Below are 23,007 nucleotides of genomic sequence, written 5' to 3'. Positions count from 1 at the left end.
AAGCGTACCTTTTACTAGTTATATCTTATTTATATATTTTAGTTATATTATAATTATTTTTTTAATGTAATAACTTGCATTTAATAAAAACAATAAACTTTTATTATAGAATCATAGATTTAAAGTCTTGTCTACCATCGTTTCAATCACTCGATGCACGCTCTCCGGCACATTCGACAGTAAATCATACCCCGTCTGTCGCTCTATTTCATCCACACTGACCCGATAGCTTCCCCAGGCTCCCTCGCCCGTAGCGTTTGTGTTCGGCATCCAGACCGCAATAACCCGCGTCTGCGCGTTGATCCTATTCACATCGTCCAATCCCGGCAGTACTACAATCACCTTCCAGAGCGCAGCAGGAACGCTAAGTTTGCCACTAGCAATAGAAGTAGCCTTGCCATTGTCGCCTTCACCACCTTTACCCGCTGTTCCCGCAATAATGTATAGCTCGTTTCCCTGAGCTACTAGCGTACGGGCGTAATCCTCCAGCCGTAGCCACGATTGCCTGTTAAAGGTAGGCGCTTGTGGTATAATGTTGGAGAGGATAAACGTGGTTTTATTCTCTTCCGCCGTGCTATCCCGATCATCCGACGGGCAGAGGTGGCCACGATCAAAACCCGTATTGGTGTAATCTGCATGCCTGGCGACGTACCAGCTAGCGGGTAAGAGCGTTTCGGGAATGAAGTTACCGGCGTATCTAGTAGCCGATCCTTTCCAGGCTGTGCTTAAATGCCAGCTACACCAATTGGCAATACCAGTAGACTGGTCGTAGGAAAGCGAATATGTTGAACGGGTGATCAGATAAGCGTTAGGACTGGACTCTGACGCCTTGGCTCCATCAGGATTACCCAGCGCCATATTATCGTCACGGGTAGGTGTTGTATTAGCCGGAACGGATGGCTGCTTACAATGGTCGAGGGCAAGAATTAGTACTAAGCCAACGAAAGTCCGGGTAATCCAAAAGAAATAATTTTTCATTTATGCCATCAGAGTGAAAGCCATATAAAACGCACTGTATGCAAATTCGTATGCAAACAAAAAGCCGCCAACATTGCTGAAGGCGGCTTTTTGTTTGTAACTATCTGTTAATCAATGAGCCAGTGGAGGGATTCGAACCCCCGACGCGCTTGCGCATCCTGATTACAAATCAGGCGGAATCGACCGCTATCCGACACTGGCATTAATTCTACAACTCATTTCTGAATCGTGATGCAAAAGTAGCCTTTTTAGCGGTTATGTGCAAGACCAGGTTTCAAAAAAAACGAAAAAGGAGGCTAGTTTTAAAACTAGCCTCCTTTTTCGTTTTTGACTTCATTAAGCCTGCGCTACACGTAGCTGATGACGCAGATCCTCCAATTGCTTTTCAGCATCGGCAATTTTCCGGTCAATATCAGCACGGAGTTTATCCGCATTTTTTGAACGGGCGAAAAACTCGATATTGTTCCGATACGTAGCGATATCATTTTCGATCGTCGTAATGCGCCGACGAATATCGCTTTCCCGCTTGTTGCCAGCATTACCACCGTCGCGGTCACCCCGATTGAAATCGCGATCACCCCGGTCGCGCCCACCACTACGTGTGGCTTCGGCTTCGCTTTGCAGCATGATCCGCTCTTTGTCTTTCGCCGGAATTTTACCCGTCGAGCCAACCAGCGCGTTTACGGCATTGATATATCGCTTTTGAATAGACTGCATGTCTTTCTTCGGAACAAAGCCAATGGCATTCCACTCTTTCTTGAAGTCATTCAATTGAGATAGGTCGGCATTTGCCGTGGCAGCCGCTTCAATACGTTCGATAAGCGCAATTTTCTGGGCTAGATTCCCTTCAAACTCGCGTTCTGTCGCCTGATTTTTAGAGCGCTTCTTGTTGAAAAATGCATCGCAGGCTGCTTTGAACCGGTCAAATATGGTATTTTTCTGTTTCTCAGGTACCTGACCAATATTTTTCCACTGGCGTTGCAATTCGATGACCGTCTGCGTGATTTCAGGCGACTCCTCTCCTGCCGCCAGGATGGCTTCTACCTGTTCGCAAAGGTCAATTTTAGCGCGCAGGTTTTCTTCCCGCTTACTTTCCAGTTGCTTGAAAAATTCACCTTTATTGTGGAAGAATGTTTTCAGAGCCGCCCAGAATTTCTTACTCAGTTCTTTACCTTCCTCACGAGGCATTGGTCCTTTGATGGCATTCCAACGGTCCTGCAAGGCCATTACAGCCTTCGTCTTGTCGTTCCAGTCGTTGATGCTGTTGGACGCAAACGAAGTGATCGGCACTAATTCTTCGTAAATCGCCGACTTCTCTTCGTACAGTTGGGCCGACTCTTTCCGCTGCTCATTCGTCTGACCACGACGTTTGTCGTATAGTACGTCCAAAGCAGCTTTCATGCGGCCCCACAGTACTTCCTGCTCAGCTTTTGGGGCTGGACCAATGTGTTTATACTCCTCAAACAAGGCGTTGGCTTCGTCAATTGTCTGGCGCGTTACCGGTGTTTCTTCCGACGCCTTTGCCATCGCTTCTACCTTCTCAATAACGTCCGTTTTGAGGGTGGTATTCCGCTTGCGGTCGAGTTCTTTTAATTCAAAATAGATATTGCGATTGCTGTAATACCGATCGACCAGCGCGTGATACGTAGCCCAGAGCGTGGCATTGTGCGGGGAGTTCATATTCCCGGCCGCTTTCCATTCGTCCTGAATTTTCTTGAACTCGTTCCAGCTTACCTTCGGATCACCCGCGTTGTTTTCGTCGGTTTCAACGAGTTCGCGCAGACGGGTCAGCAGTTCCGTTTTCGAGGCAAAATTGGTGTCTTTCGCTTTATCTAGATTCTGAAAATACGTATTCTTCTGGCTCTTGATCTGTTTGTACAGCTCCTCGAACCGCTGAACCAGTTCATCGTATTTGTATTCGAAACCTTCTTCAGAACCGGTTTCAGCCACGTAAGCCTGCAAAGCAGCCTCCCGTTCGGCCCGTTTCATCTGGTCGAATAAGGGCTTAACTTCTTTCAGAATTTGATCGGCTTTCTTGAAATCGCCGGGCGTAACAGACGCCACGCCAATAGCTGCCGTCTGGCCCTCAAGCAGGTTTACAAAATCTGCCTTCGAAAACTGGCTATAATCAACAGCGTGTTGAACCGGACTTTCGTCTTCTTCTTGTACGTCAGCATACTGAGCCGTAATTTCTTCGCTAAGCGCAGGTTCATCACGGGTTAGCTCAGGTGCTGTTGCTTCTGGAGTCACCACGTCTGGGGTCTCAGCAACGGGTGTCGACTCGGCTACAGGCTGCGCTGTCTCTTCAGCCATTACGTCCGGTACAACCGCACTGGAACTATCCTCCGAGTCAACAACGGGTGCCGTATCCTCTACCGGAGACGTTTCTGCTGAAGCAGTTGGAGATTCGATAGAGGCAGCCGGAGCGTCTGTCGGCTCAGTGCTGGCAGTTGGCGTATCGGTTGATTCTGTAGGTATAGCCTTAACACCCGCAGCGGCTGGCTGCGTCTCGTCCACTGGTGCGGATGATGCATCTGTCAACTCGGGCGCAGTATCTATGTCTTCGACCGTAGGTACAGATTCGACTGCCGCAACGGACGTTGTGGTATCTTCGAGCGTATTGACTGCCAGCTTGTCAGAAGCCTGATTAGTGGTTTCTGGCTGCTGGTTAATTTCCTGTTCTTGGTTTGCCATGTTGGGAACGTACCGATTACTTTTGCAAAACTACGACAATATGCGAATTTTCTTGTAGTATAGTCATCGAAAAGCCGTTAATGCACGCGAAAGAATGCCATCCATAATCAGCGATTTACGCAATGAATACACCCTAAACGGGTTAGACAAAGCCGATGTTTTACCCGACCCGGTTGCTCAGTTTCGGCAATGGTTCGATGCTGCCCTCACGGCTAACGTACCAGAACCAAACGCCATGCATGTTAGCACCGTTACGGCTGAAGGTCGGCCCGATGGGCGGATTGTACTGCTTAAGGACGTATCAGACGCGGGTTTTGTCTTTTATACCAATTATGAAAGCCGCAAAGGTCGTGAACTTATAGGGCATCCTTTTGCTACGCTTACCTTCTTTTATCCGGAACTTGAGCGTCAGATACGTATTGAAGGCCGCGTGGAGAAAGTTAGTGCCGAAGAGTCAGATGCTTATTTTTCGAGCCGTCCACGAGGGAGTCAAATTGGCGCGTGGGTATCGCACCAAAGTTTTGTTATCGACAACCGGGAAGTGCTGGAAACGCGTCAACGTGAGCTTGAAGCCCGGTTTGCCGACCAGCCCATCCCACGTCCTCCTTACTGGGGCGGCTTTCGGGTAGTGCCCGACGTGCTGGAATTCTGGCAGGGACGACCTAGTCGACTGCATGACCGCATCCGGTACCGCAAAGAAGGCGATAACTGGATCATCGAAAGACTATCTCCTTAGAAAGATTTATTGAACACAGAGGCACAGAGAACACAAAGAAAAAAAACTCCGTGTTCTCTGTGCCTCTGTGTTCAATAAATACGGTAAAATCTACCGCTTGGCCACTTTGACGGATAAGACTCTTCCTTTTCCCACGTAACTATGCCCGGCAAACAAGCCAAAGTTCAACGAACGGTTTCGAACCAAACGCTCTTCAGTGTGATTTCGGCCTCGTCGGTTGGCACGCTCATCGAGTGGTATGATTTCTACATTTTTGGCAGTTTAGCCGCCATTCTTTCCTCCCAGTTTTTCCCGAAAGACAATCCCACGGCCGCGCTCCTGTCGACACTGGCAACTTTTGCCGCTGGTTTTGTCGTACGGCCCTTTGGAGCGCTGGTTTTCGGTCGATTAGGCGATTTGGTTGGCCGCAAATATACGTTCCTGGTTACGTTGGTCCTGATGGGCGGCTCTACGTTTGCCATCGGGCTTATTCCCGGCTACGCAACGATCGGTTTCTGGGCTCCCCTACTCGTCCTGCTGCTACGGTTAATTCAGGGACTGGCGCTGGGTGGCGAATATGGGGGTGCCGCTACGTATGTGGCCGAGTACGCCCCCGAAGGACGGCGCGGTTACTTCACCAGTTTCATTCAGACGACTGCTACGTTAGGGCTGTTCGTGTCGCTGGGCGTTATTCTTATTACGCGGGAGTCGCTGGGCGTCGATAAATTCTCGGAATGGGGCTGGCGAGTGCCGTTTTTGTTGTCCATTCTGCTGGTCGGCGTTTCCATAGTGATCCGGTTGCGCATGGCCGAATCGCCCTTATTTTCCAAATTAAAGTCGGAAGGAAACCTCTCAAAAAACCCATTGGCCGAAAGTTTTGGTAAGAAACAAAACCTGAAAATGGTCCTGCTGGCGCTGTTCGGCGCCACGGCTGGCCAGGGCGTTATCTGGTATACAGGCCAATTTTACGCGTTATCATTTATTCAGAAAGCCTGCAATATTGAGTTTGTCCAATCGAATATTATCGTCGCCGTAGCCCTGCTCGCTGCCACACCGTTTTTCGTTATTTTCGGAGGATTGTCGGACCGCATTGGCCGCAAAAGTATTATGCTGGGCGGTATGTTGCTGGGCATTCTAACGTATCGACCGATTTATGACAAATTATATAGCCTGGCCGATTTAACGACCAAAAAAGAATTTGTCGACGCCCGAACCATTGACCGCAAACTGGCCAAACAGACCAACGGTGATCTGCTGACGACGACGACCACAACGCATTTTTTTGCAGATGGGTTAGTTGCCAAAGACATCGAGAAAACCGTTACGTCGACAACGAATCAGTCCACTAAACCTGAACTCACAAAAGCCGTTACGTTGCCCACGAAGAGTTTCTGGATCATGATTCTGCTGGTGTTCCTACAGGTGATTTATGTAACGATGGTCTATGGTCCAGTGGCGGCATTTCTGGTTGAGCTATTCCCCACCCGCATTCGCTATACGTCGATGTCGCTTCCCTATCACATTGGCAATGGAATCTTTGGCGGCCTAACGCCCTTTATCGCAACGGCCCTCGTCGCAACGGCCACAAAAGCGAACGAAGTCACACCGGGTTCGGTCGACAAGCCGTATCTCGAAGGACTCTGGTACCCCATTCTCGTCGCCGGGGTTTGTTTTGTCATTGGGCTGCTGTATTTAAATAACAAGAGTGAAAGAGCGCAAGAGTGAAAGAGCGATTTTCTAATACGGTTAAAATTACCTGCGTCAGCTTCTCGCTCTTTCGCCATTAAATAATCTTATGGAACTCCTCAAAAAATATCTCGGCATCATCTGGATAGTACTTGGTATCTACGTCGGCTACTCCCAAATTACGGACAGCTTAACCAAAATTGGCAGTGATAAACTCGAAGACCGCGTCTTTGGCTGGGTTATCCTCTGTGTGCTGGTGCCCATTGTTGTCGGCGGTTTAATTCTGTTCGGCAAGTATGCGCTGGATGGCGAATACGATTTTAAAGCGCGAAAGAGTGAACCGGAACACCGGAGCGGAGCGAAAAAGTAAATAAATTTGCCCACCCTTTAGTTAGAGCGGACAGTCGCTCATTCACTCCGCTTCGGCGGTCCGATTTTACTCTTTAGTCATTATGCGTATCCGAACCTTTGATGAGTACCAGGCCGCTTACCAGAAAAGCGTTGAAGACCCCGAGGAATTCTGGGCCGAAATCGCGCAGAATTTTCAGTGGCGCAAACCCTGGACCAAAACCCTGCAATGGAACTTTGACGAACCCAATATAAAATGGTTCGTTGGCGGCAAGCTCAACATTACCGAAAACTGCCTCGACCGGCACTTGGCTGAGCGGGGTGATCAACCGGCGATCATCTGGGAACCCAACGACCCGAATGACGCAGGTGTTACGTTAACCTACCGGATGTTACACGATCAGGTATGCCGGTTTGCTAACGTATTGAAACGCAATGGCGTCGTGAAAGGCGACCGCGTTTGTATTTACATGCCGATGGTGCCGGAGCTGGCCATTGCCATTTTAGCCTGTGCCCGTATTGGCGCGGTTCACTCGGTGGTATTTGGCGGATTTTCGGCGCAGAGTATCGCCGACCGGATCAACGATGCCCAGTGCAAAGTTGTCGTGACGGCGGATGGCGCCTACCGGGGAAACAAAGAAGTGCCGCTGAAAAATACGGTAGACGACGCGCTGATTGGCTGCCCGAGTGTTCAGAAAGTGATCGTGCTGACCCGTACCCGGACACCGGTTTCGATGCTGAAAGGCCGCGATATCTGGTGGGAACAGGAACTGAAGCAGGTTACGGCCGACTGCCCCGCCGAGGAAATGGATGCTGAAGACATGCTGTTCATTCTGTACACGTCCGGCAGCACAGGTAAGCCCAAGGGCGTGGTGCACACCTGCGGTGGCTACATGGTTTACGCAGCTTATACGTTCCAGAACGTCTTCCAGTACGAACCCGGCCAGATTTTCTTTTGCACAGCGGACATCGGCTGGATTACGGGCCACAGCTATATCGTGTATGGTCCGCTGGCGAGTGGTGCTACGTCGATCATTTTCGAAGGCACGCCCACTTACCCTGATTGCGGCCGTTTCTGGGATATCACCGATAAGCATAAAGTCAATATTTTATATACCGCGCCTACTGCCATCCGGTCGTTGATGGGTTTTGGTCTGGAAAAAGTCGAGAACCACGACCTGAGCAGTTTACAGGTATTGGGCTCGGTCGGTGAACCGATCAACGAAGAAGCCTGGCACTGGTACGATGATCACATCGGCAAAAACCGCTGCCCGATTGTCGATACGTGGTGGCAAACTGAAACGGGTGGTATTCTGATTTCGCCGTTAGCCGGTATTACCAAAACCAAACCGACTTACGCTACATTGCCCCTGCCGGGTGTTCAGCCGATTCTAGTGGATGAAAACGGCAAAGAAATTGAAGGCAATGGCGTCAGCGGCAACCTCTGCATGAAGTTCCCGTGGCCGGGTATTCTGCGTACTACGTATGGCGATCACGAACGCTGCCGTCAGACGTATTTCGCTACGTATCCGGGTCTGTATTTCACGGGCGACGGTTGCCTCCGCGACGAGGACGGCTACTACCGCATCACGGGCCGCGTGGACGACGTACTAAACGTATCGGGCCACCGCATTGGCACGGCCGAAGTCGAAAATGCGATCAACATGCACACGGGCGTGGTCGAAAGCGCCGTGGTAGGCTATCCGCACGACATCAAAGGCCAGGGTATTTACGCCTACGTCATAACCGATCAGCAACCCTCCGACCACGACGCTGACCTGACCAAACGCGACATTCTGGCAACGGTAACCCGCGTGATTGGCCCCATTGCCAAACCCGACAAAATACAGTTCGTAACGGGTTTACCCAAAACGCGTTCCGGCAAAATCATGCGCCGAATCCTCCGCAAAATCGCCGAAGGCGACATCAGCAACCTCGGCGATACGTCGACACTGCTTGACCCGGCCGTGGTTGATGAGATCAAGGCGGGGGTGATATAGGTTTACGGTTTTAAGTTTATAGATTTTGGAAAGTGCCGGGCGGAAACGTCCGGTGCTTTTTTGTTTATCTTTGGTGAAAACAGACGCGCACAAGATGGAAACGCCCACAATCCAGATCAACGCCTATTCTTACGGTATACCGAAACACGCCGGACAGCGTATGACGAAAGCCGATTTCCTGCGCTGGAAACCGGACGATTTCTACGTATATGAGTACAGCAACGGTACCCTTGAGCCCACCATATCCATGAGACAAGATGAAAACTATCTTTTAACAAACCTCGAAAATCAGTTTTTCAAAACATCAGCTTTTCAACATGGAGATCGTTTGCGTCCTGAAATGGATTCCTGGTTAACAGACGTGCAAATGCGCCGACCTGACGTTTCCTATTTTACAAGTGACCAGTTACGACAAATGGCTATCGGTGCCGACGTGGTTCCTGGTTTCGTCGTTGAGTCCGCATCGGAGAGTGACAGCGAACAGAAAGGCATTATAAAATTGCATGAATATTTTGTCGCTGGCGTTCAGGTTGTCTGGTGGGTGTATCCCTTATACAAAGAAGTTTACCTGTATACTTCGCCCAAAACTGTAACCATTTGTACCGACAATGATTTACTGAGTGCGGCACCTGTTCTGGCCGAATTGGAAATGACAGTCGATGAGTTATTTCAGAAATGAAAGAGCTTTATTTAGTCCACAATCATCGCCGAGCCACCAGGTCCGGCGTTTTTTGTGCGATTGAATTGACTCAAAACGCCACTTTTTTTGTTGCAGGGAGAGATGCAGTCCGGCAGTTAGTACGTCCGAATTATCACCAGGCATTGACTGCTGCCTTACCACCAACAAATCTATGCAACTCCTTTACAGTTATTTACGGCGCTATTGGGGCCTGTTGGCTCTAGCGCTTTTTCTGGCAGCCATTAATCAGATTTTCTCGCTGCTCGACCCCTACATTTTCCGCAAAATCATTGACCAGTACGTTGTTAAGCCGGGTGGCACACTACGTCCGCTGGGTTTCTGGGGCTTCCTGAAAAACGGGGCGGGTCTACTGATTTTGCAGGCGCTGGGCGTGGCCATGGTGAGTCGCATCGCCAAAAATTTTCAGGATTACTACGTTAATGTGATCACCCAGCGGCTCGGGGCACGACTGTACACAGACGGTCTCCGTCACTCGCTCGAACTACCCTACCAGGTATTTGAAGACCAGCGATCGGGCGAGACGCTGGGCAAGTTGCAGAAGGTTCGCGCCGACGTGGAGAAGCTGATTCAATCGTTTGTGAATGTGCTCTTTACGTCAGTGGTGGGCATTATTTTTGTGATGTGGTATGCCGCTACGGTGTACTGGCCCGTCGCCCCGGCTTATTTCCTGACCATTCCGTTGTTGGGATTCGTGAGTTCGCTGCTGAGCAAAAAAATCAAGACGGTTCAGAAAACGATTGTCGCCGAAACTACCGCACTGGCGGGTTCGACGACGGAAAGCCTGCGCAACATCGAGCTGGTCAAAAGCCTGGGTCTGGCGCAGCAGGAAACCGAACGGTTAAATGCAACGACGGAAAAAATCCTGAAGCTCGAACTCAAAAAGGTGCGCTACATCCGGTCGCTATCCTTTATTCAGGGCACATTTGTGAACCTGCTCCGTAACGCCATCATGCTGCTTATGCTGTTTCTGGTGGTACGGGGTGAAATTACAGTGGGTGAGTTTTTCTCGTTGTTCATCTACTCCTTCGCCATTTTCGGGCCATTGCAGGAGCTAGGCAACATCATAAATATCTATCGCGAAACGGAAGCATCGCTGGCTAATTTCCAGCAAATTCTGGATACACCCCGCGACGTGCAACCAGCGCTGCCACAACCCGTCAAAGCGCTCAGGACGCTGGCCTTTGAGGATGTTCATTTCAAACACCTCACGGCTGAAAAACCGGCCCTCGATGGCATTTCGTTCAACGCACAGGTCGGTGAAACCGTGGCATTTGTCGGTCCGAGCGGTTCAGGAAAAACTACGCTGGTAAAGTTGCTGGTAGGCCTCTACAAACCGCTGAGCGGCCAGATTTTATATAATGACATTCCGGGTTCCGAAGTGAACCTGGACGAGTTGAGGGAGCAAATCGGCTTTGTGACCCAGGATACGCAGCTTTTTGCCGGAACTATCCGCGAAAACCTTCGCTTCGTTGCGCCCAACGCCACTGATGCCGAATGCCTCACCGCCCTGCATCAGGCCGCTGCTGACTCACTACTAGCCCGCGCCCCGCAAGGACTCGATACAGTCATTGGCGAAGGTGGCGTAAAAGTGTCTGGTGGTGAAAAGCAGCGGCTCAGCATTGCCCGCGCGCTGCTCCGCAAACCGGCTCTGCTGGTATTTGATGAAGCTACCTCGGCATTGGACTCGTTAACCGAAGAGGAAATTGGTCGAACGGTACGTGATTTGTCGGGTTCCCGTCGGCACATTACGATCCTGATCGCCCACCGCCTGAGCACGATCCTCCACGCAGATCGGATTTTCGTGCTGGAACAGGGACACGTAGTGGAGCAGGGCCGCCATGCCGAATTACTGGAGCGCAAAGGGCTTTATTACGCTATGTGGCGTCAACAAATCGGGGAACGTAAAGAGCTGGTACCCGCCTGATTTATAGAGCGCTGATTTTTATAGCTGCCACGTCCGCGCATCAGGCTATCGCTGGGGAAATTAGAATCGCCGGGTTTACTCTGCTTGCCATTACCTAAGTAACATATGTTTTCATAAGTCTACCTGGTTTGAGATCACGGATCAACGATCAGGTAGATTCTTTTTAACGCCTTGCTGCATACCGTTACATATACATATAGTCTCTTGCCAGTATACTACTCAGGAAAGCGCTAATCAACATACCCCAGGTTGTACTTTTTATCACTAAAGCCTGCTCTCCTCTCCTGACTACACCCTAATTTATCCTAAAAATAAAAATACAGTTACTTTTTAATTTAAGTTACCACATACTGTAAACATAAATAAATTACATTCCACTAATTCACAACAATCTGCAAATTACTAACCTTAGCGACAAGAAATATATCATTCTATTAATTCTAAATAATTAAAAAATGAGTTAATTATTTAGCAGTATAACGTAGTATTTATATAAACTATTAATAATAACCCCACTTATTTAACCCATCGTTATTAAATGATTTTTGTTACTAAATCCTCAGTAATTTTATTACTAAGAATGAAAATCCTATTGTAAAATATATTCAAGTTATCAGATTTAATAAAGTGCAATAAATTACATATCAAGCATTTACACAAAAAATATATGCTTTAAAATTCGGTTACAAAAATACCTCGCTTAATAAATTTCCAAAAAACAAGTATGGCGAAATTTGTTTGCAGAAGCAATTTATAAAACATTTATACCACCTTTTAAAAAACCCTACTTATTAATCACACCACTCATTTATTTATTCTCATTTATGAAATTTTTTACTAGTGCAAAGAGTTTTCTTTTCGTCTTATTATTCTTATGTACGGCGTTTACCGATAAAGTAAACGGACAAAATCCTTTAACGCCAGCCGGCGTTTTTAATGTATTTGTAGAAGGAAATTTTACTGTCTATAGTAGTGAGACAGAAGGTTCAGTAGCGGTAGGTGGTAATCTGATCGTAAATGGTGGCTACGGCATTGCCGCTTCGACAAGAACCTTACCCCTCTACAAAGTTGGTGATATTCCAATCGGGCTGGTGGTCAATGGGGGGGTTAGTCTCAATGGTGGGTTGCAGGTCCTTAATAACACCTACATGAAAATTGGCAACTGCGCATCGCCGGACCCATTAATCACGTATTACAAAGACAACAACAATACATTTTCCCCTATCCGGATCAACAAAACGTCTACCCCCTACGGTCAAAGCCCTACGATTTTGTTGTCAGCGGCAGCCAACTACTGGACACCTGCCAACCCCGTCAGTGCCTCAAACAATCCCGTATGCGGCACAACCGGCATTAACTTCTCGACGGCTTTCTCCAGCCTGCGCACCAACTCAACTACCCTGGCGTTGTGTACTGGCAATACAGAGGTCACTAACTCAAATGGAACGAAAATTCCAACGACGAATCTGCCGAATCAGATTAAGATCAATTTGCACTCGGGCGTGAATGTGCTAAACATAACCGGTTCGGACCTGAGTAAAGTTCAGGATTTCATCCTTAACAACTCTCCATCGGCAAGCCAGATTTTAGTGATTAACGTAGCGGCAGTTGGGGCCTACAGCTGGAGTGTACCTAACATTAATGTGCCGGGCGATAAGTCAGCCTTACGTTACATCCTGTGGAACTTCCCGTCCACCACGGTCTTAACCATCCAGGGTGCACAAATTGAGGGTAGTGTGCTGGCGCCCAATGCCGATGTAATCAAAATGGGGTCGTCAAATATTGAAGGGCAGTTTATTGCCAAATCGTTCAGCAATATTGGTGGCGAAATGCATGACTATCCCTTTAACGCCAGCGTTCCTTCGTGTGCCCCCATGCCGGTGCGTCTGGTCAAGTTTACGGCCGCGCCAGAAGGATCGGCCGTACGCCTGGCCTGGGAAACGAGTTGGGAATATAATAGTGACTATTTTGTCGTAGAACGCAGTAGCGACGCCATCGAGTTTGGTTCATTGGGCCGTGTATTGGCGGGTGGACAAACGAGCCAAAGCCAGCGCTATTCGTTCACCGACCAACTTCCATCCGCCCAGACAGCCTATTACCGCTTACGGATGGTCGATAAGGATGGAAGTTTTGATTACTCTAAACTAGTAGCCTTTTCCCCCAACAGTGATGAGCCGCTATTGCAGTTACTGGAAAATCCAACGACGAACCAGGTCCTTCGCATCCAGCTACGTTCCTGGACGGTAGCTGACCTGCGACTGACCAACATGCAGGGTCAACTTGTGCCGTTCAAGGGAATGGCAGAATCGAATGGGACTATGACGCTGCGACCAGACCAGACTTTACCAGCAGGCGTTTACGTGCTGACGGCCAGACGGGGTATTACGCATCAGCAGGTGCGTCTGGTAATTCTGTAAGCGTCTTATTTGTACCCAAGTCACAATACGTCAGGAAGATAATTGGAAGCAACGCGATGAAAAAGTCCACCCGGCTGGGTGGGCTTTTTTTGTATCTTACGGAAGAGCGATTTAGTCAGCATTCCCTCACACGTACCGCAACCATCCAATCTCCGGATGAGATGCTTTGTAGCGGCCATACCAGTTGCACAGTGGATAGAGCACTAACACTAAGCTGATCCAGACGACGTAGACCCATCCAAGCGAAATGCCAGCCCCGGCGGGCCGACCAAAATTCAACGGACCGGAAGGGATATCGGCCAGGGAATAACCCTGAAGCAGGCTCATCCCAATCATCGAGAGATGGACCAGATACCAATGCAGAATGTAATAAAACATAGGCACTTTTCCGTACACTGTCAGCCAGCGCGTGAAAGCGTTATTAGCCCCATCGGCAGCGAACAGAATCAGGAACATACAACCCAGCAGAAGCAAATCATAGAGTAGCGAAGGCGGATATTTCGATACGTTGATAAACGACAGGAACGTAAACAGGCCGTCTTTTTGGGAACTCCAAGGAGCGGGGTCGCCATATACGTTCAGGAAACGCAGCAGAATAAATAAAGCCAACGAGCCCAAACCAATACGTAGCAGTAAGGGCTTTCGCTGTTCCATAGGCCGCTCCATCAACGGCCCGCACGCGTAGCCAACCAGCATAATACCCAACCAGGGAATCAGTGGATAAGCCGCCAGTAACGCAAATGAAGGGCTAACGGGAAAAAACTCGGTGCGGAAAAGTAGCGCCCAGACCAGCCTAGCGGCTGGGTCGGTAAAAGGCCGGACGATTTGCAGAATATTATGGCCAAACACGATGATCAGCCCGATAATTCCAACCCATTTAACGGGTAATTTTGCCAGCAACGACAGGATGATTAACCCGCCACCAATCGCATAAATGACCTGTAACATCAGGGAGTGAAAGTGAATATCGAACCAGAATGCGAAGTTGACAATCGTTAGTTCGAGCAAAATGAGCACGAGACCACGTTTGAGCAAAAATCGCCGGGCCGACACGTCATTTCGTTTCCGGAGTGACAGATACGCCGATGTCCCCGACAGAAAGACGAACGTGGGGGCGCATAAATGCGTAATCCACCGGGTCAGAAATATCTCGGGCGTTGTGGTCGCTAAATCGGCGGGATTCTGGGTTAGTGCGGGCGTATGCAGCAGGTCACGGACATGGTCCAGCGCCATAATCACCATTACCAAACCACGCGTTACATCAATGGTCGTTACACGCTTCATGTAGCAAACAGGAATTTATTTCTTCTTATACTGACACTGCGTATTGTCCGATTTGACGTAGTAAGACTTATAATTCAGCGCTTTAGGGTCCATGCAGCCTTTGAGATTAAGCACTTCAACCTGCTTGAAATCAATGGGATGGCTTTCGGCCTGAAGCGCAATGTATCCTTCCTTCAACGACGTATTGGCCCGATCATTCCAGTATTTGGCCGCTTCAGGGCTAAAGTGCCCCGCACTCCAGTCATGATCCTGACTGACGAAGCCGCCCCCAACTTCCGGTTTCTCGTAGGTCAGTACGGTGTCGCCGTTGATGAGCTGATGCACAATCGAATCGCCCAGCACGATGGCTTCGGCCGTTACCCATTGGTCCCCATCGTAGGTTTTCGAGTCGGAGTCGGTGCAGTGTTCGGGGCGGAGTTTGCCACTCATGTACACCTGCGTGCCGGGTGTGCATAAGTTGCCCGTCGAGCGGGGTCCTTTACCAAGCCCACCCAGGAACTGCATTTCGAGTGATACGGGAAACGTCTGCCCGATTGATAAACTTTTCGCCGACTGCGAGTGAAGCATGATACCGCTATTACGCACGTTCCAGCTATCGCCACCGGGCGTCTGATCACCGACAAACCGATACGTTACCCGCACCTTGTAGTAGGAAAAAGGCTTGTTATAATAGATATGTCCGTATTTACCATCGAAGGTTTTATACTGGTCATACATTACCCGCATCATGCCATCTTCGACGCGAAAGGTGTTTTTGTAGTTGTCATTCAGCGGTTGACCGGCAATTTTTATGTCCCAGCCGCTGAGGTCTTTCCCATTAAAAATGGGAACCCACTCCGGCTGATCAGGCCCTTTTTGGGCGACTATAGCCGTAGCAGAAAGTAGTAGGGCAAGAAGTATGTAGCTTATCTTTTTCATAATGGGTTCAATATCCAGCCGGGTTTTAACCCGGTGCAAGTGATAAAATTTGATGCATTGCGCCGGATTTTAACCCGACGAGAGAGTATTCATTATTTCATCACCTCTACCGTATTCAGCTCTGGCCCTCCACCATGATTGGCTGATCCGGCAACGATGTAGATTTGACCCATGTAAACAACCGCCTGCGTACCGTGTCGTCCCTGGTTCATTTTCGGGCCAGCCGTCCAGCGATTTGTTTTTGGGTCGAGTGCTTCGGCTTCGTTGTGCGACAGCAGTTGCACCGTTTCACCACCCATGATCCAGACTTTTCCGCCCTGCGTTACCGCCGTGGCTCCAGCCCGCTGAGTCGGGATGTTGGACGTAGCGGGCAGTGTTGTCCAGCGGCCCGTTTTGAAATCGTACACATCCACCTCTGCAATAGTCGTTTCCAGCACTTTATTGATCCGGGCCGTCGAGTTGCGGCCACCCGCCAGATACAATTTATCATCGACAACGGCCGCACTGATATGGTCGCGGGTGCGGGGCGCATCGGGCAGTTTTTTCCAGGTATTGGTTTTCGGATCATACTCGTCCAACCAGGCCACGTGCCCATCATAATGACCGTCGGTGATCCCGCAGGCTACGTAAATTTTGTCTTTATACACCACAACGCCTGCCGATCCCCGAAGCCGCTCTTTCGGAATCTCCGGCCCTACCCGCCATTTCCCCTGTTTAGGATTATAAATGTAAATATTCGGGATAGGCGTCTCGTGTGGGTATTTTCCCTCAAACGCACAGATGGCATACAGTTCACCACCGTAGGTAATGGCCTGAAAGTGATTCATTTCAACGGGTGGAGCAGGGTGCGTTTGCCATACCAGCGTTTTCAGATTAAGCGCTTCCAGGGGTTTCATACCCCGTCCGCCAACGGCATATAAACTATCACCAATTAACGTAGCAGCATTTTCGTGCCGGGATGAGCAAGCATTTTGCGTTGTAACGGGTTGCCAGCTTTGCGCCTGAACCGTCAGGGCCGTGCTGCTAATCAGGCCAAAACCGAGTACAAATCGTAACGTCATAACAAAGAGGTTGCAGGGAATAAATAGTCGTTTTTTAACAAGTTAAATTTCTTACGATACTACTTTAAAATAGTATTCATTCCTTCAAAAAGGACCAGACTATCCCACTGAGTAAACCTAATCATCGATAGTGAAGCCCTTCGGGTTTATACAGACTGCCTATGACTATTTCAGGTTCCATTTTACTGGATAAGCTGTCTACAACCCAAATAGGCAAGTGTTTCTGTCCCCATTTAGCTCAAAAATCCAATTACTCCAACTGAACAACCGTTGAGTTTTTTACCTCAGCCATTACAAAAAAGCTGCTGATGTGCAACGTCCCCGGAATGACTGACAGTTGCTCCTGATAAAAATGATTGTAGGTTTCCATATCGCGGCTAACAATCTTAATCAGGTAATCGAACGTACCCGATACCCGATTGCACTCCAGCACATCGGGCAGTTCCCGTACGGCCGCTTCATAATCGGCGAAGGCGTCCCGGGTCTGCCGGTCAAGCGTCACCTGGCAGTAGATCATGAGAAGACTTCCCAGCTTTTTTTTGTCTAAAATGGTCACGTAGCGGTCAATGACACCAGCGCGTTCGAGCCGCTTGATACGTTCGTGAACGGGTGTTTTCGATAAGTTAATCCGCTGGCCAATCTCCTGAATTGTGAGTCTTGCATCGACCTGCAATAAGCTCAGAATTTTACGATCTATTTTATCCAAAATTTCCATAGCGGCATTTTTTACGAAATGACAGTACTTATTTGGGTGACGTGCAGGACAATATCCTTTAAAGAAAGAAAAAAGTATTCATATATCCCAAAATAAGAGCGTATGTTAGAAAATAGTCATAGCAATTTTACCTTTGTATAGTAGTTAATCAAACCCAACCCAATCCACTCAGACGTTATGGTCATTGGCGTTCCCAAAGAGATTAAAAATAATGAAAACCGGGTGGCGCTAACCCCCGCCGGTGTGACGGAGCTTCGCAAATATGGCCACACCGTTTACGTGCAGGTCAATGCAGGTGAAGATAGTGGATTTGAGGACGAAGGGTATATCGAGGCTGGTGCCATCATGCTGCCAACCATCGAAGACATTTACGGCATTGCCGAGATGATTATGAAGGTTAAAGAGCCCATCGCGGCTGAATACGACCTGATCAAAGAAAATCAACTGCTGTTTACGTATTTCCACTTTGCTTCGTCAGAAGAACTGACGCAGGCAATGCTGGCAAAAGGGGCCGTTTGTCTGGCCTACGAAACAGTTGAGCGTCCTGATCGTAGCCTGCCGTTGCTGGTTCCTATGTCGGAAGTAGCAGGCAGGATGGCGATTCAGGAAGGCGCCAAATACCTGGAGAAACCATTGAAGGGCCGGGGTATTCTGCTGGGTGGTGTACCGGGTGTAAAACCAGCCAACGTACTTATCCTGGGCGGTGGCATCGTTGGTACACAGGCCGCTAAGATGGCTGCCGGACTCGGTGCACACGTAACGATTATGGACGTGAGCCTGCCCCGTTTGCGCTATCTGTCGGACATTATGCCACCGAACGTGCAGACGATGATGTCGAACGAATACAACATTCGGGAGATGATCAAGGTATGCGATCTGATCGTGGGTGCGGTCTTGATTCCGGGCGCCAAAGCTCCTCACCTCATTACGCGGGAGATGCTGAAGCAGATGCGTCCCGGTACGGTATTGGTCGACGTAGCCGTTGACCAGGGTGGTTGCATCGAAACCTGCCGCCCGACGACCCACGAGAATCCAACCTTTATTATTGATGAAGTTGTGCATTACTGCGTTGCCAATATGCCGGGCGCTGTGCCTTACACCAGCACTGTTGCGCTAACCAACGCTACGTTGCCCTACGCTCTGCAATTAGCCAACAAAGGCTGGCAACAGGCGTGCCGCGACAATATGGACCTCAAACTTGGCCTGAACGTAGTGGAAGGCAAGATTGTCTATAAAGGCGTTGCTGACGCTTTTGGATTGCCTCTTACAGATGTGAATGATGTTTTAATTGAAGAAGACACTCCGTACCAACGGGGTGATATGTACGCTTAGGCATCGGCTTTCTATTATTAGTGGGAAAGTGAGTTAGAAAATTTCGCTTTCTCGATCAACATTACCTATTCATCGACAGACGTAGGCCACATTCTTCGGAGTGTGGCTTTTTTTTGGCTAAATCGTTTTATCTTAATCGAAAAATCAACCAGTTGATCCGATGGAAACGCAATCAAACACCACAGTGCCGACCTTGTATGAGTGGGCGGGGGGCATGGAGAAATTTGAAGCCTGGACTCGTTTGTTTTATCAGCGCGTTAATGAAGACCCCATCCTGGAACCAGTTTTTCGGGGCATGTCGCCGGAGCATGCCCGGCATGTCGCCCATTTCATTGCCGAAGTATTTCGTGGGCCAGCCACCTACAGCACCAGCGAAGGCAGTCATTATGAAATGATTCACCATCACTTGGGGAAGAACCTGACCGAAGTCCAGCGCCGTCGCTGGGTTAATTTAATTCAGGAAGCGGCCGATGAGGTTGGTGTACCTGATGACCCTGAGTTTCGCTCAGCGCTGGTGGGTTATCTGGAATGGGGCTCTCGACTGGCCGTGATCAACTCCAATACCGACACGATCGGCGAGGCCGTGGACGCGCCCATGCCTAAATGGGGATGGGGTGAAACCGGTGGCCCTTACGTTCCCTGATCTGTAGCTATAAATTCTGCTGTACCAATTCCCTCCATTCCTCCTCCAGCGACCCGTCGAAGAACGTAGCTTTTGCCCGACGATACCAATAATTAGCATTGAACCGATCGCCTTCCTTTCGGTGCAGGTAGGCATGTAGTCGATCGTACGACTGCTCACCTTCGTGACTTTGTGCAATGTTGTGCGCCTGTTCCCAATCGCCTTTGGCATCATACCAAAGCCCCTGAGCAACGGGGTGAACATCAGATGGTGGCTGAGATTGCGTGAGAGACGCGTTGAATTGTTCCAGTGTCATTTCAGTACGGGTTTACTTGATAAGGAAGCATTTACGTAGGATTCGTAGGCTGGCGTGACGAAAATAGTGTAAGCGGCCAAAGGTATAGATCGGTATGGTTTTTTCATGACCCTCGGCAAGCGTGCCCCCAGTTTCTGAAAGTCCCGTTTGGGAATAATAGCCAGGTCGGCATTTTCCCACTGGTTGTCCGTCGGCCAGATGTTGTAATGTTTATGAAATATCGGGATTAGAAAATCGAATACAAACACGTTGGAGTGCGCCGGAATTATCTGGGCCAGGTTCTGAATCACAGCCACATCCGACGCCGGTAGTAAAGGTTCTTTTAGAGGGTCGAAACGATGCCTTACTACGTTGCGCAACAGGGAAACCCAGCGAACATCAGGGCGGGCATACTGAACAATGGGTAGTTGCATGAGGATCAGCACCAGCCCTATTAATATGGGTTTCCAACTGGCTATTGGTCGCTCGCCAGCGTTGAACCAGATCCAGACAATCAGGGTATACGTTACCGAGAAGGCGTAGACCAGCACAAAACGAGGTGGCCACGTTAATGACACCAGATCAAATAGCGCGTTTGTGCCATAATAAGTGGCGCCCTGCACCCAGTTGGAGAGTAGCAACGCCAGTTGCGCTACCCCATATACGAGCAGAACACTCCCCGCCTGTCGCCAGCCAACCCGATACAAGCCATACAGCAAGATGCTTATGGAAGGCAGAAGCAGCAGCCATGTCTGGAATAGCAACGTAGCATTTTTGCGAATAAAGTCCCGGCTATGCAACCCGTTACGTATAGCTGTAAGCGCCTGTTGCAACCGGGGTTCTGGTTCAATCGCGTGGTTTTTATAAGACAGAAAAGCCATGCCCGCAATGAAAACTGCCGCCCAGCCAGCCAGCACAATCCAGAATCGGGGCTGGGTCAGCATACCAAAAATGTTTCGCTTCCGATCAGCAGCCAGGTAGTGTATGCTCAAAAATCCCAGATGAATCGCGCCGGCCAGCAACGCACCATCTTCCTTAACAAGGACAATGAGGGCCGCCGTTAGCAGAAACCAGCCCCGTTGATACGTAAATAGCGCCAGCATGAACAGAATCGAAAGCGGGAAATAGGTCAACTCAGGATGCCACCCAATGCCAGGATGGTCATTGAACCAGAACCAGACAGGGCCTACCAGCAACACCAACAGAACGAGCCAGACGACCCAACTGGCCATTCTCCTGCTAAGGCTACGTAGCAGCAGTCCATAACTCAGGAGCGACAGAATCGTTTGAACAGCAAATGCGCCATAGGCTCCGCTTACATAGATCAGCGGCCCCCAGAGCAACATCGCGTAATTGTTGTGAATCCGGTCGTCGTACCCCCAGATATTCTCGTACAGCAACGGTCGTCCGTTCATCCAGCTACAGGAAGCCTGCAGGAAGATGTACATGTCGTTGAAGGAGTAATACAAGCCTTGAAAGCGAATTACTTTAAACCCGAAAAACAGGAGTATAATCAGACTGCTGGCAGCAACCGGTACAATCCACTTTGTTCTCATACAGCAAGCAAACGACCCATCGTCAGGAAACGACAGGCTCCTTGAAAGGGGCAAACATACGGAAATAACGGCGGGCAAGGGGTTCCGACCGATCAATTTCGGTTGAACTGGGTCCAACCGACTACAACCAATCCTTCTCCAGAATCCCCCCAAGCTGGTTATAGGGAACCGTCACCTGAATGGGTCCGACGGCATAAGCCGCAATTTCGTAGGGGTTGTAGTAGAAAATCAATCCGTCTCGACTCAGGCCCACGTTGGCCGGGAGAAAAAATTGGCCATCCCGCAAGAAGTATCCCTGTTCTTCAAGATTCGCTTTTGGAGGCAGCTTCTGTTGTTTGCGAAACGTTTTTTCAACCAGACCCAGCAAGGCCGTCGTATCGGAAATCATGTCGGATAGCGTTAACATTGCCCCTGTCTCCCGATCAAATGTGTAAAACGACAGGCTGGAATTTGGATGCGCTCCGCCCGTGTAGGCATACGTATCGAACTTGACGGTTAGCGCTTTTGAGCTGGCGTGAACGGTATCGGCACTGGTTTTCAGCTCCCAGCAACCACCCAGGCCACCAATATCTTTCCGCATGGCTTCATAATCGGAGGCAAATAACGTAGCGGCTTTGACCAGGTTGGTGCGGGCTTCAGGATTTCGACCTACAGTTGCACTGTCCAGCCAGCCGACCACGCTACCAGCCGCCAGTAACCGCAGGCTATCGTTGATTTTTCGTGCTCCTTCCGAATCATCCTTCAACAAAATATACGATACCGATACGTCAACACCTGTGTTACGGGTTGTGTCGCAGTGGGCAGAACCGGAAAATGTATATTGCTGATGATCTAAAGTGGGTGGCCCAGAATATGTTGACGAACAAGACGAAAAAATACCGATAGAACTGAAAAATATAGCTACAAGAAGATACTTCATACAGAGCAAGCAACCGCCGTTTGGTAGTCGGATTAGTTGCTTCAGAAAGATTGTATTCATTAAGCAGAGTGAGCGTTACTACTGCAACGCTCACTCTGACTTACTACAAACTTAACAAATCTTTAAACCGAATTGCCTGTCGGCGGCTAATTTCAATTTTATCGCCCCCCCGAAGCGTAACCAGTAAACCCCCGCTAAACCAGGGTTCAATTTTTTCAATCCACTGCAAATTGATGATGTGCTTGCGATTGGCCCGGAAGAACGTAGCGGGATTAAGTCGATCCTCCAGCGCATTCAGCGACTTGAGAACGAGTGGCTTCTGGTCATCAAAATAAAGCCGGACGTAGTTACCCATCGACTCGAATAACCGAACTTTCCCTAGTTTGACAAACCAGCACTTCTCGCCATCTTTTACAAATACCTGGTCATTTTCGCCCAGCATTTTTGTCGATATCCCCGGCGATACGCCCGAGGATTCAGGTACGTGCTGCTCCTCTTCTACCCGATGAATAGCTTCGGATAAACGGGCCAGTTCGACAGGTTTGAGCAGGTAATCGAGGGCATTGAACTCAAAAGCCTTGATGGCATACTCATCAAAAGCCGTTGTAAAAATAACTTCAGGGGTTTTACCTTCGATAGACTGCAATAACTCAAAGCCGTTTTTACCCGGCATCTGAATATCCAGAAACAGCAGATCCGGCTCCAGCTCATCGATCATGGGCAGGGCCTCGTCGGCGTTAGCGGCTTCGCCTATGATCTGGATTTTAGGAAAGTTTTCGAGCAGCCGACGCAGTTCGTTGCGGGCTAACCGTTCATCGTCAATGATAAGGGTTTTCATATTAA

General features: G+C 49.3%; 19 protein-coding genes and 1 tRNA gene. 9 read left to right on the top strand and 11 right to left on the bottom strand.

What is annotated here, in order from left to right; translation table 11 throughout:
* Positions 1-111 precede the first annotated feature (111 nt).
* From ACYVEA_RS12640 to ACYVEA_RS12630, 3 genes are all read right to left on the bottom strand, one after another.
* Complete coding sequence (locus ACYVEA_RS12640) at positions 112-978, bottom strand: DNA/RNA non-specific endonuclease (protein ID WP_461113783.1); 867 nt, start codon at positions 976-978, stop codon at positions 112-114.
* A 117-nt stretch (positions 979-1,095) separates the two neighbouring features.
* Positions 1,096-1,179: transfer RNA gene (locus tag ACYVEA_RS12635), tRNA-Thr, on the bottom strand.
* A gap of 135 nt (positions 1,180-1,314) precedes the next feature.
* Positions 1,315-3,672: a DUF349 domain-containing protein gene (locus tag ACYVEA_RS12630; protein WP_461113782.1), complete on the bottom strand. Its 2,358-nt coding sequence runs from the start codon at positions 3,670-3,672 to the stop codon at positions 1,315-1,317.
* 94 nt (positions 3,673-3,766) lie between these two features.
* Here ACYVEA_RS12630 and pdxH point away from each other — a divergent pair, with 94 nt between their 5' ends.
* The 7 genes from pdxH (at position 3,767) to ACYVEA_RS12595 (ending at position 13,462) form a co-directional block, all read left to right on the top strand.
* Entirely contained in the window at positions 3,767-4,408 is a 642-nt protein-coding gene (pdxH, locus tag ACYVEA_RS12625; protein ID WP_461113781.1) for a pyridoxamine 5'-phosphate oxidase, read from the top strand.
* Between the two features lie 141 nt (positions 4,409-4,549).
* Positions 4,550-6,112 carry an MFS transporter gene (locus tag ACYVEA_RS12620; protein WP_461113780.1) on the top strand — a complete coding sequence of 521 codons (1,563 nt, stop codon included), beginning with the start codon at positions 4,550-4,552 and terminating at the stop codon, positions 6,110-6,112.
* A 70-nt stretch (positions 6,113-6,182) separates the two neighbouring features.
* Positions 6,183-6,443 carry a DUF6814 family protein gene (locus ACYVEA_RS12615; protein ID WP_461113779.1) on the top strand — a complete coding sequence of 87 codons (261 nt, stop codon included), beginning with the start codon at positions 6,183-6,185 and terminating at the stop codon, positions 6,441-6,443.
* Positions 6,444-6,525: 82 nt separating this feature from the next.
* Entirely contained in the window at positions 6,526-8,421 is a 1,896-nt protein-coding gene (acs, locus tag ACYVEA_RS12610; RefSeq protein ID WP_461113778.1) for an acetate--CoA ligase, read from the top strand.
* Between the two features lie 94 nt (positions 8,422-8,515).
* A complete protein-coding gene (locus tag ACYVEA_RS12605) occupies positions 8,516-9,100 on the top strand; it encodes a Uma2 family endonuclease (RefSeq protein WP_461113777.1) in 585 nt (194 codons plus the stop codon).
* A 172-nt stretch (positions 9,101-9,272) separates the two neighbouring features.
* A complete protein-coding gene (locus ACYVEA_RS12600) occupies positions 9,273-11,045 on the top strand; it encodes an ABC transporter ATP-binding protein (protein ID WP_461113776.1) in 1,773 nt (590 codons plus the stop codon).
* Positions 11,046-11,869: 824 nt separating this feature from the next.
* Positions 11,870-13,462 carry a collagen-binding domain-containing protein gene (locus ACYVEA_RS12595; RefSeq protein ID WP_461113775.1) on the top strand — a complete coding sequence of 531 codons (1,593 nt, stop codon included), beginning with the start codon at positions 11,870-11,872 and terminating at the stop codon, positions 13,460-13,462.
* 126 nt (positions 13,463-13,588) lie between these two features.
* Here the strand turns inward: ACYVEA_RS12595 and ACYVEA_RS12590 are convergent, their stop codons facing one another.
* The 4 genes from ACYVEA_RS12590 to ACYVEA_RS12575 form a co-directional block, all read right to left on the bottom strand.
* On the bottom strand, positions 13,589-14,746 hold the full coding sequence (locus ACYVEA_RS12590; protein ID WP_461113774.1) for a DUF1624 domain-containing protein: 1,158 nt from the start codon (positions 14,744-14,746) through the stop codon (positions 13,589-13,591).
* 15 nt (positions 14,747-14,761) lie between these two features.
* The gene (locus ACYVEA_RS12585) at positions 14,762-15,664 is read right to left on the bottom strand and encodes a 3-keto-disaccharide hydrolase (RefSeq protein ID WP_461113773.1); all 903 of its coding nucleotides are present in this window, start codon (positions 15,662-15,664) and stop codon (positions 14,762-14,764) included.
* A gap of 92 nt (positions 15,665-15,756) precedes the next feature.
* A complete protein-coding gene (locus ACYVEA_RS12580; RefSeq protein ID WP_461113772.1) occupies positions 15,757-16,725 on the bottom strand; it encodes a Kelch repeat-containing protein in 969 nt (322 codons plus the stop codon).
* Between the two features lie 250 nt (positions 16,726-16,975).
* The gene (locus tag ACYVEA_RS12575) at positions 16,976-17,440 is read right to left on the bottom strand and encodes an Lrp/AsnC family transcriptional regulator (protein WP_461113771.1); all 465 of its coding nucleotides are present in this window, start codon (positions 17,438-17,440) and stop codon (positions 16,976-16,978) included.
* Positions 17,441-17,617: 177 nt separating this feature from the next.
* Here ACYVEA_RS12575 and ald point away from each other — a divergent pair, with 177 nt between their 5' ends.
* The gene (gene ald, locus ACYVEA_RS12570; RefSeq protein ID WP_461113770.1) at positions 17,618-18,772 is read left to right on the top strand and encodes an alanine dehydrogenase; all 1,155 of its coding nucleotides are present in this window, start codon (positions 17,618-17,620) and stop codon (positions 18,770-18,772) included.
* Between the two features lie 160 nt (positions 18,773-18,932).
* Complete coding sequence (locus tag ACYVEA_RS12565; protein WP_461113769.1) at positions 18,933-19,415, top strand: group II truncated hemoglobin; 483 nt, start codon at positions 18,933-18,935, stop codon at positions 19,413-19,415.
* Between the two features lie 7 nt (positions 19,416-19,422).
* On the opposite strand, the gene ACYVEA_RS12560 is transcribed toward ACYVEA_RS12565, so the two are convergent.
* The 4 genes from ACYVEA_RS12560 to ACYVEA_RS12545 all read right to left on the bottom strand — a co-directional run bounded on the left by ACYVEA_RS12560 (position 19,423) and on the right by ACYVEA_RS12545 (position 23,002).
* The gene (locus ACYVEA_RS12560; RefSeq protein ID WP_461113768.1) at positions 19,423-19,710 is read right to left on the bottom strand and encodes a hypothetical protein; all 288 of its coding nucleotides are present in this window, start codon (positions 19,708-19,710) and stop codon (positions 19,423-19,425) included.
* On the bottom strand, positions 19,707-21,245 hold the full coding sequence (locus ACYVEA_RS12555; RefSeq protein WP_461113767.1) for a hypothetical protein: 1,539 nt from the start codon (positions 21,243-21,245) through the stop codon (positions 19,707-19,709). The genes ACYVEA_RS12560 and ACYVEA_RS12555 overlap by 4 nt, the downstream gene beginning before the upstream one ends.
* A 121-nt stretch (positions 21,246-21,366) precedes the next feature.
* Positions 21,367-22,164, bottom strand: a complete 798-nt coding sequence (locus tag ACYVEA_RS12550; protein WP_461113766.1) for a DUF3298 and DUF4163 domain-containing protein — start codon at positions 22,162-22,164, stop codon at positions 21,367-21,369.
* 103 nt (positions 22,165-22,267) lie between these two features.
* Positions 22,268-23,002, bottom strand: coding sequence for a LytR/AlgR family response regulator transcription factor (locus ACYVEA_RS12545; protein ID WP_461113765.1), 735 nt, complete (start codon positions 23,000-23,002; stop codon positions 22,268-22,270).
* Between the last annotated feature and the right edge of the window lie 5 nt (positions 23,003-23,007).

It is taken from the genome of Spirosoma jeollabukense (assembly GCF_054777855.1).
The sequence above is the reverse complement of the archived record's forward strand: the minus strand, read 5'-3'. Positions and strand labels throughout refer to the sequence as shown.

Excerpts from the sequence above, each read along its gene's own strand:
- ACYVEA_RS12640 (WP_461113783.1), bottom strand. The coding sequence starts at position 978 with ATGAAAAATTATTTCTTTTGGATTACCCGGACTTTCGTTGGCTTAGTA.
- ACYVEA_RS12630 (WP_461113782.1), bottom strand. The coding sequence starts at position 3,672 with ATGGCAAACCAAGAACAGGAAATTAACCAGCAGCCAGAAACCACTAAT.
- pdxH (WP_461113781.1), top strand. The coding sequence starts at position 3,767 with ATGCCATCCATAATCAGCGATTTACGCAATGAATACACCCTAAACGGG.
- ACYVEA_RS12620 (WP_461113780.1), top strand. The coding sequence starts at position 4,550 with ATGCCCGGCAAACAAGCCAAAGTTCAACGAACGGTTTCGAACCAAACG.
- ACYVEA_RS12615 (WP_461113779.1), top strand. The coding sequence starts at position 6,183 with ATGGAACTCCTCAAAAAATATCTCGGCATCATCTGGATAGTACTTGGT.
- acs (WP_461113778.1), top strand. The coding sequence starts at position 6,526 with ATGCGTATCCGAACCTTTGATGAGTACCAGGCCGCTTACCAGAAAAGC.
- ACYVEA_RS12605 (WP_461113777.1), top strand. The coding sequence starts at position 8,516 with ATGGAAACGCCCACAATCCAGATCAACGCCTATTCTTACGGTATACCG.
- ACYVEA_RS12600 (WP_461113776.1), top strand. The coding sequence starts at position 9,273 with ATGCAACTCCTTTACAGTTATTTACGGCGCTATTGGGGCCTGTTGGCT.
- ACYVEA_RS12595 (WP_461113775.1), top strand. The coding sequence starts at position 11,870 with ATGAAATTTTTTACTAGTGCAAAGAGTTTTCTTTTCGTCTTATTATTC.
- ACYVEA_RS12590 (WP_461113774.1), bottom strand. The coding sequence starts at position 14,746 with ATGAAGCGTGTAACGACCATTGATGTAACGCGTGGTTTGGTAATGGTG.
- ACYVEA_RS12585 (WP_461113773.1), bottom strand. The coding sequence starts at position 15,664 with ATGAAAAAGATAAGCTACATACTTCTTGCCCTACTACTTTCTGCTACG.
- ACYVEA_RS12580 (WP_461113772.1), bottom strand. The coding sequence starts at position 16,725 with ATGACGTTACGATTTGTACTCGGTTTTGGCCTGATTAGCAGCACGGCC.
- ACYVEA_RS12575 (WP_461113771.1), bottom strand. The coding sequence starts at position 17,440 with ATGGAAATTTTGGATAAAATAGATCGTAAAATTCTGAGCTTATTGCAG.
- ald (WP_461113770.1), top strand. The coding sequence starts at position 17,618 with ATGGTCATTGGCGTTCCCAAAGAGATTAAAAATAATGAAAACCGGGTG.
- ACYVEA_RS12565 (WP_461113769.1), top strand. The coding sequence starts at position 18,933 with ATGGAAACGCAATCAAACACCACAGTGCCGACCTTGTATGAGTGGGCG.
- ACYVEA_RS12560 (WP_461113768.1), bottom strand. The coding sequence starts at position 19,710 with ATGACACTGGAACAATTCAACGCGTCTCTCACGCAATCTCAGCCACCA.
- ACYVEA_RS12555 (WP_461113767.1), bottom strand. The coding sequence starts at position 21,245 with ATGAGAACAAAGTGGATTGTACCGGTTGCTGCCAGCAGTCTGATTATA.
- ACYVEA_RS12550 (WP_461113766.1), bottom strand. The coding sequence starts at position 22,164 with ATGAAGTATCTTCTTGTAGCTATATTTTTCAGTTCTATCGGTATTTTT.
- ACYVEA_RS12545 (WP_461113765.1), bottom strand. The coding sequence starts at position 23,002 with ATGAAAACCCTTATCATTGACGATGAACGGTTAGCCCGCAACGAACTG.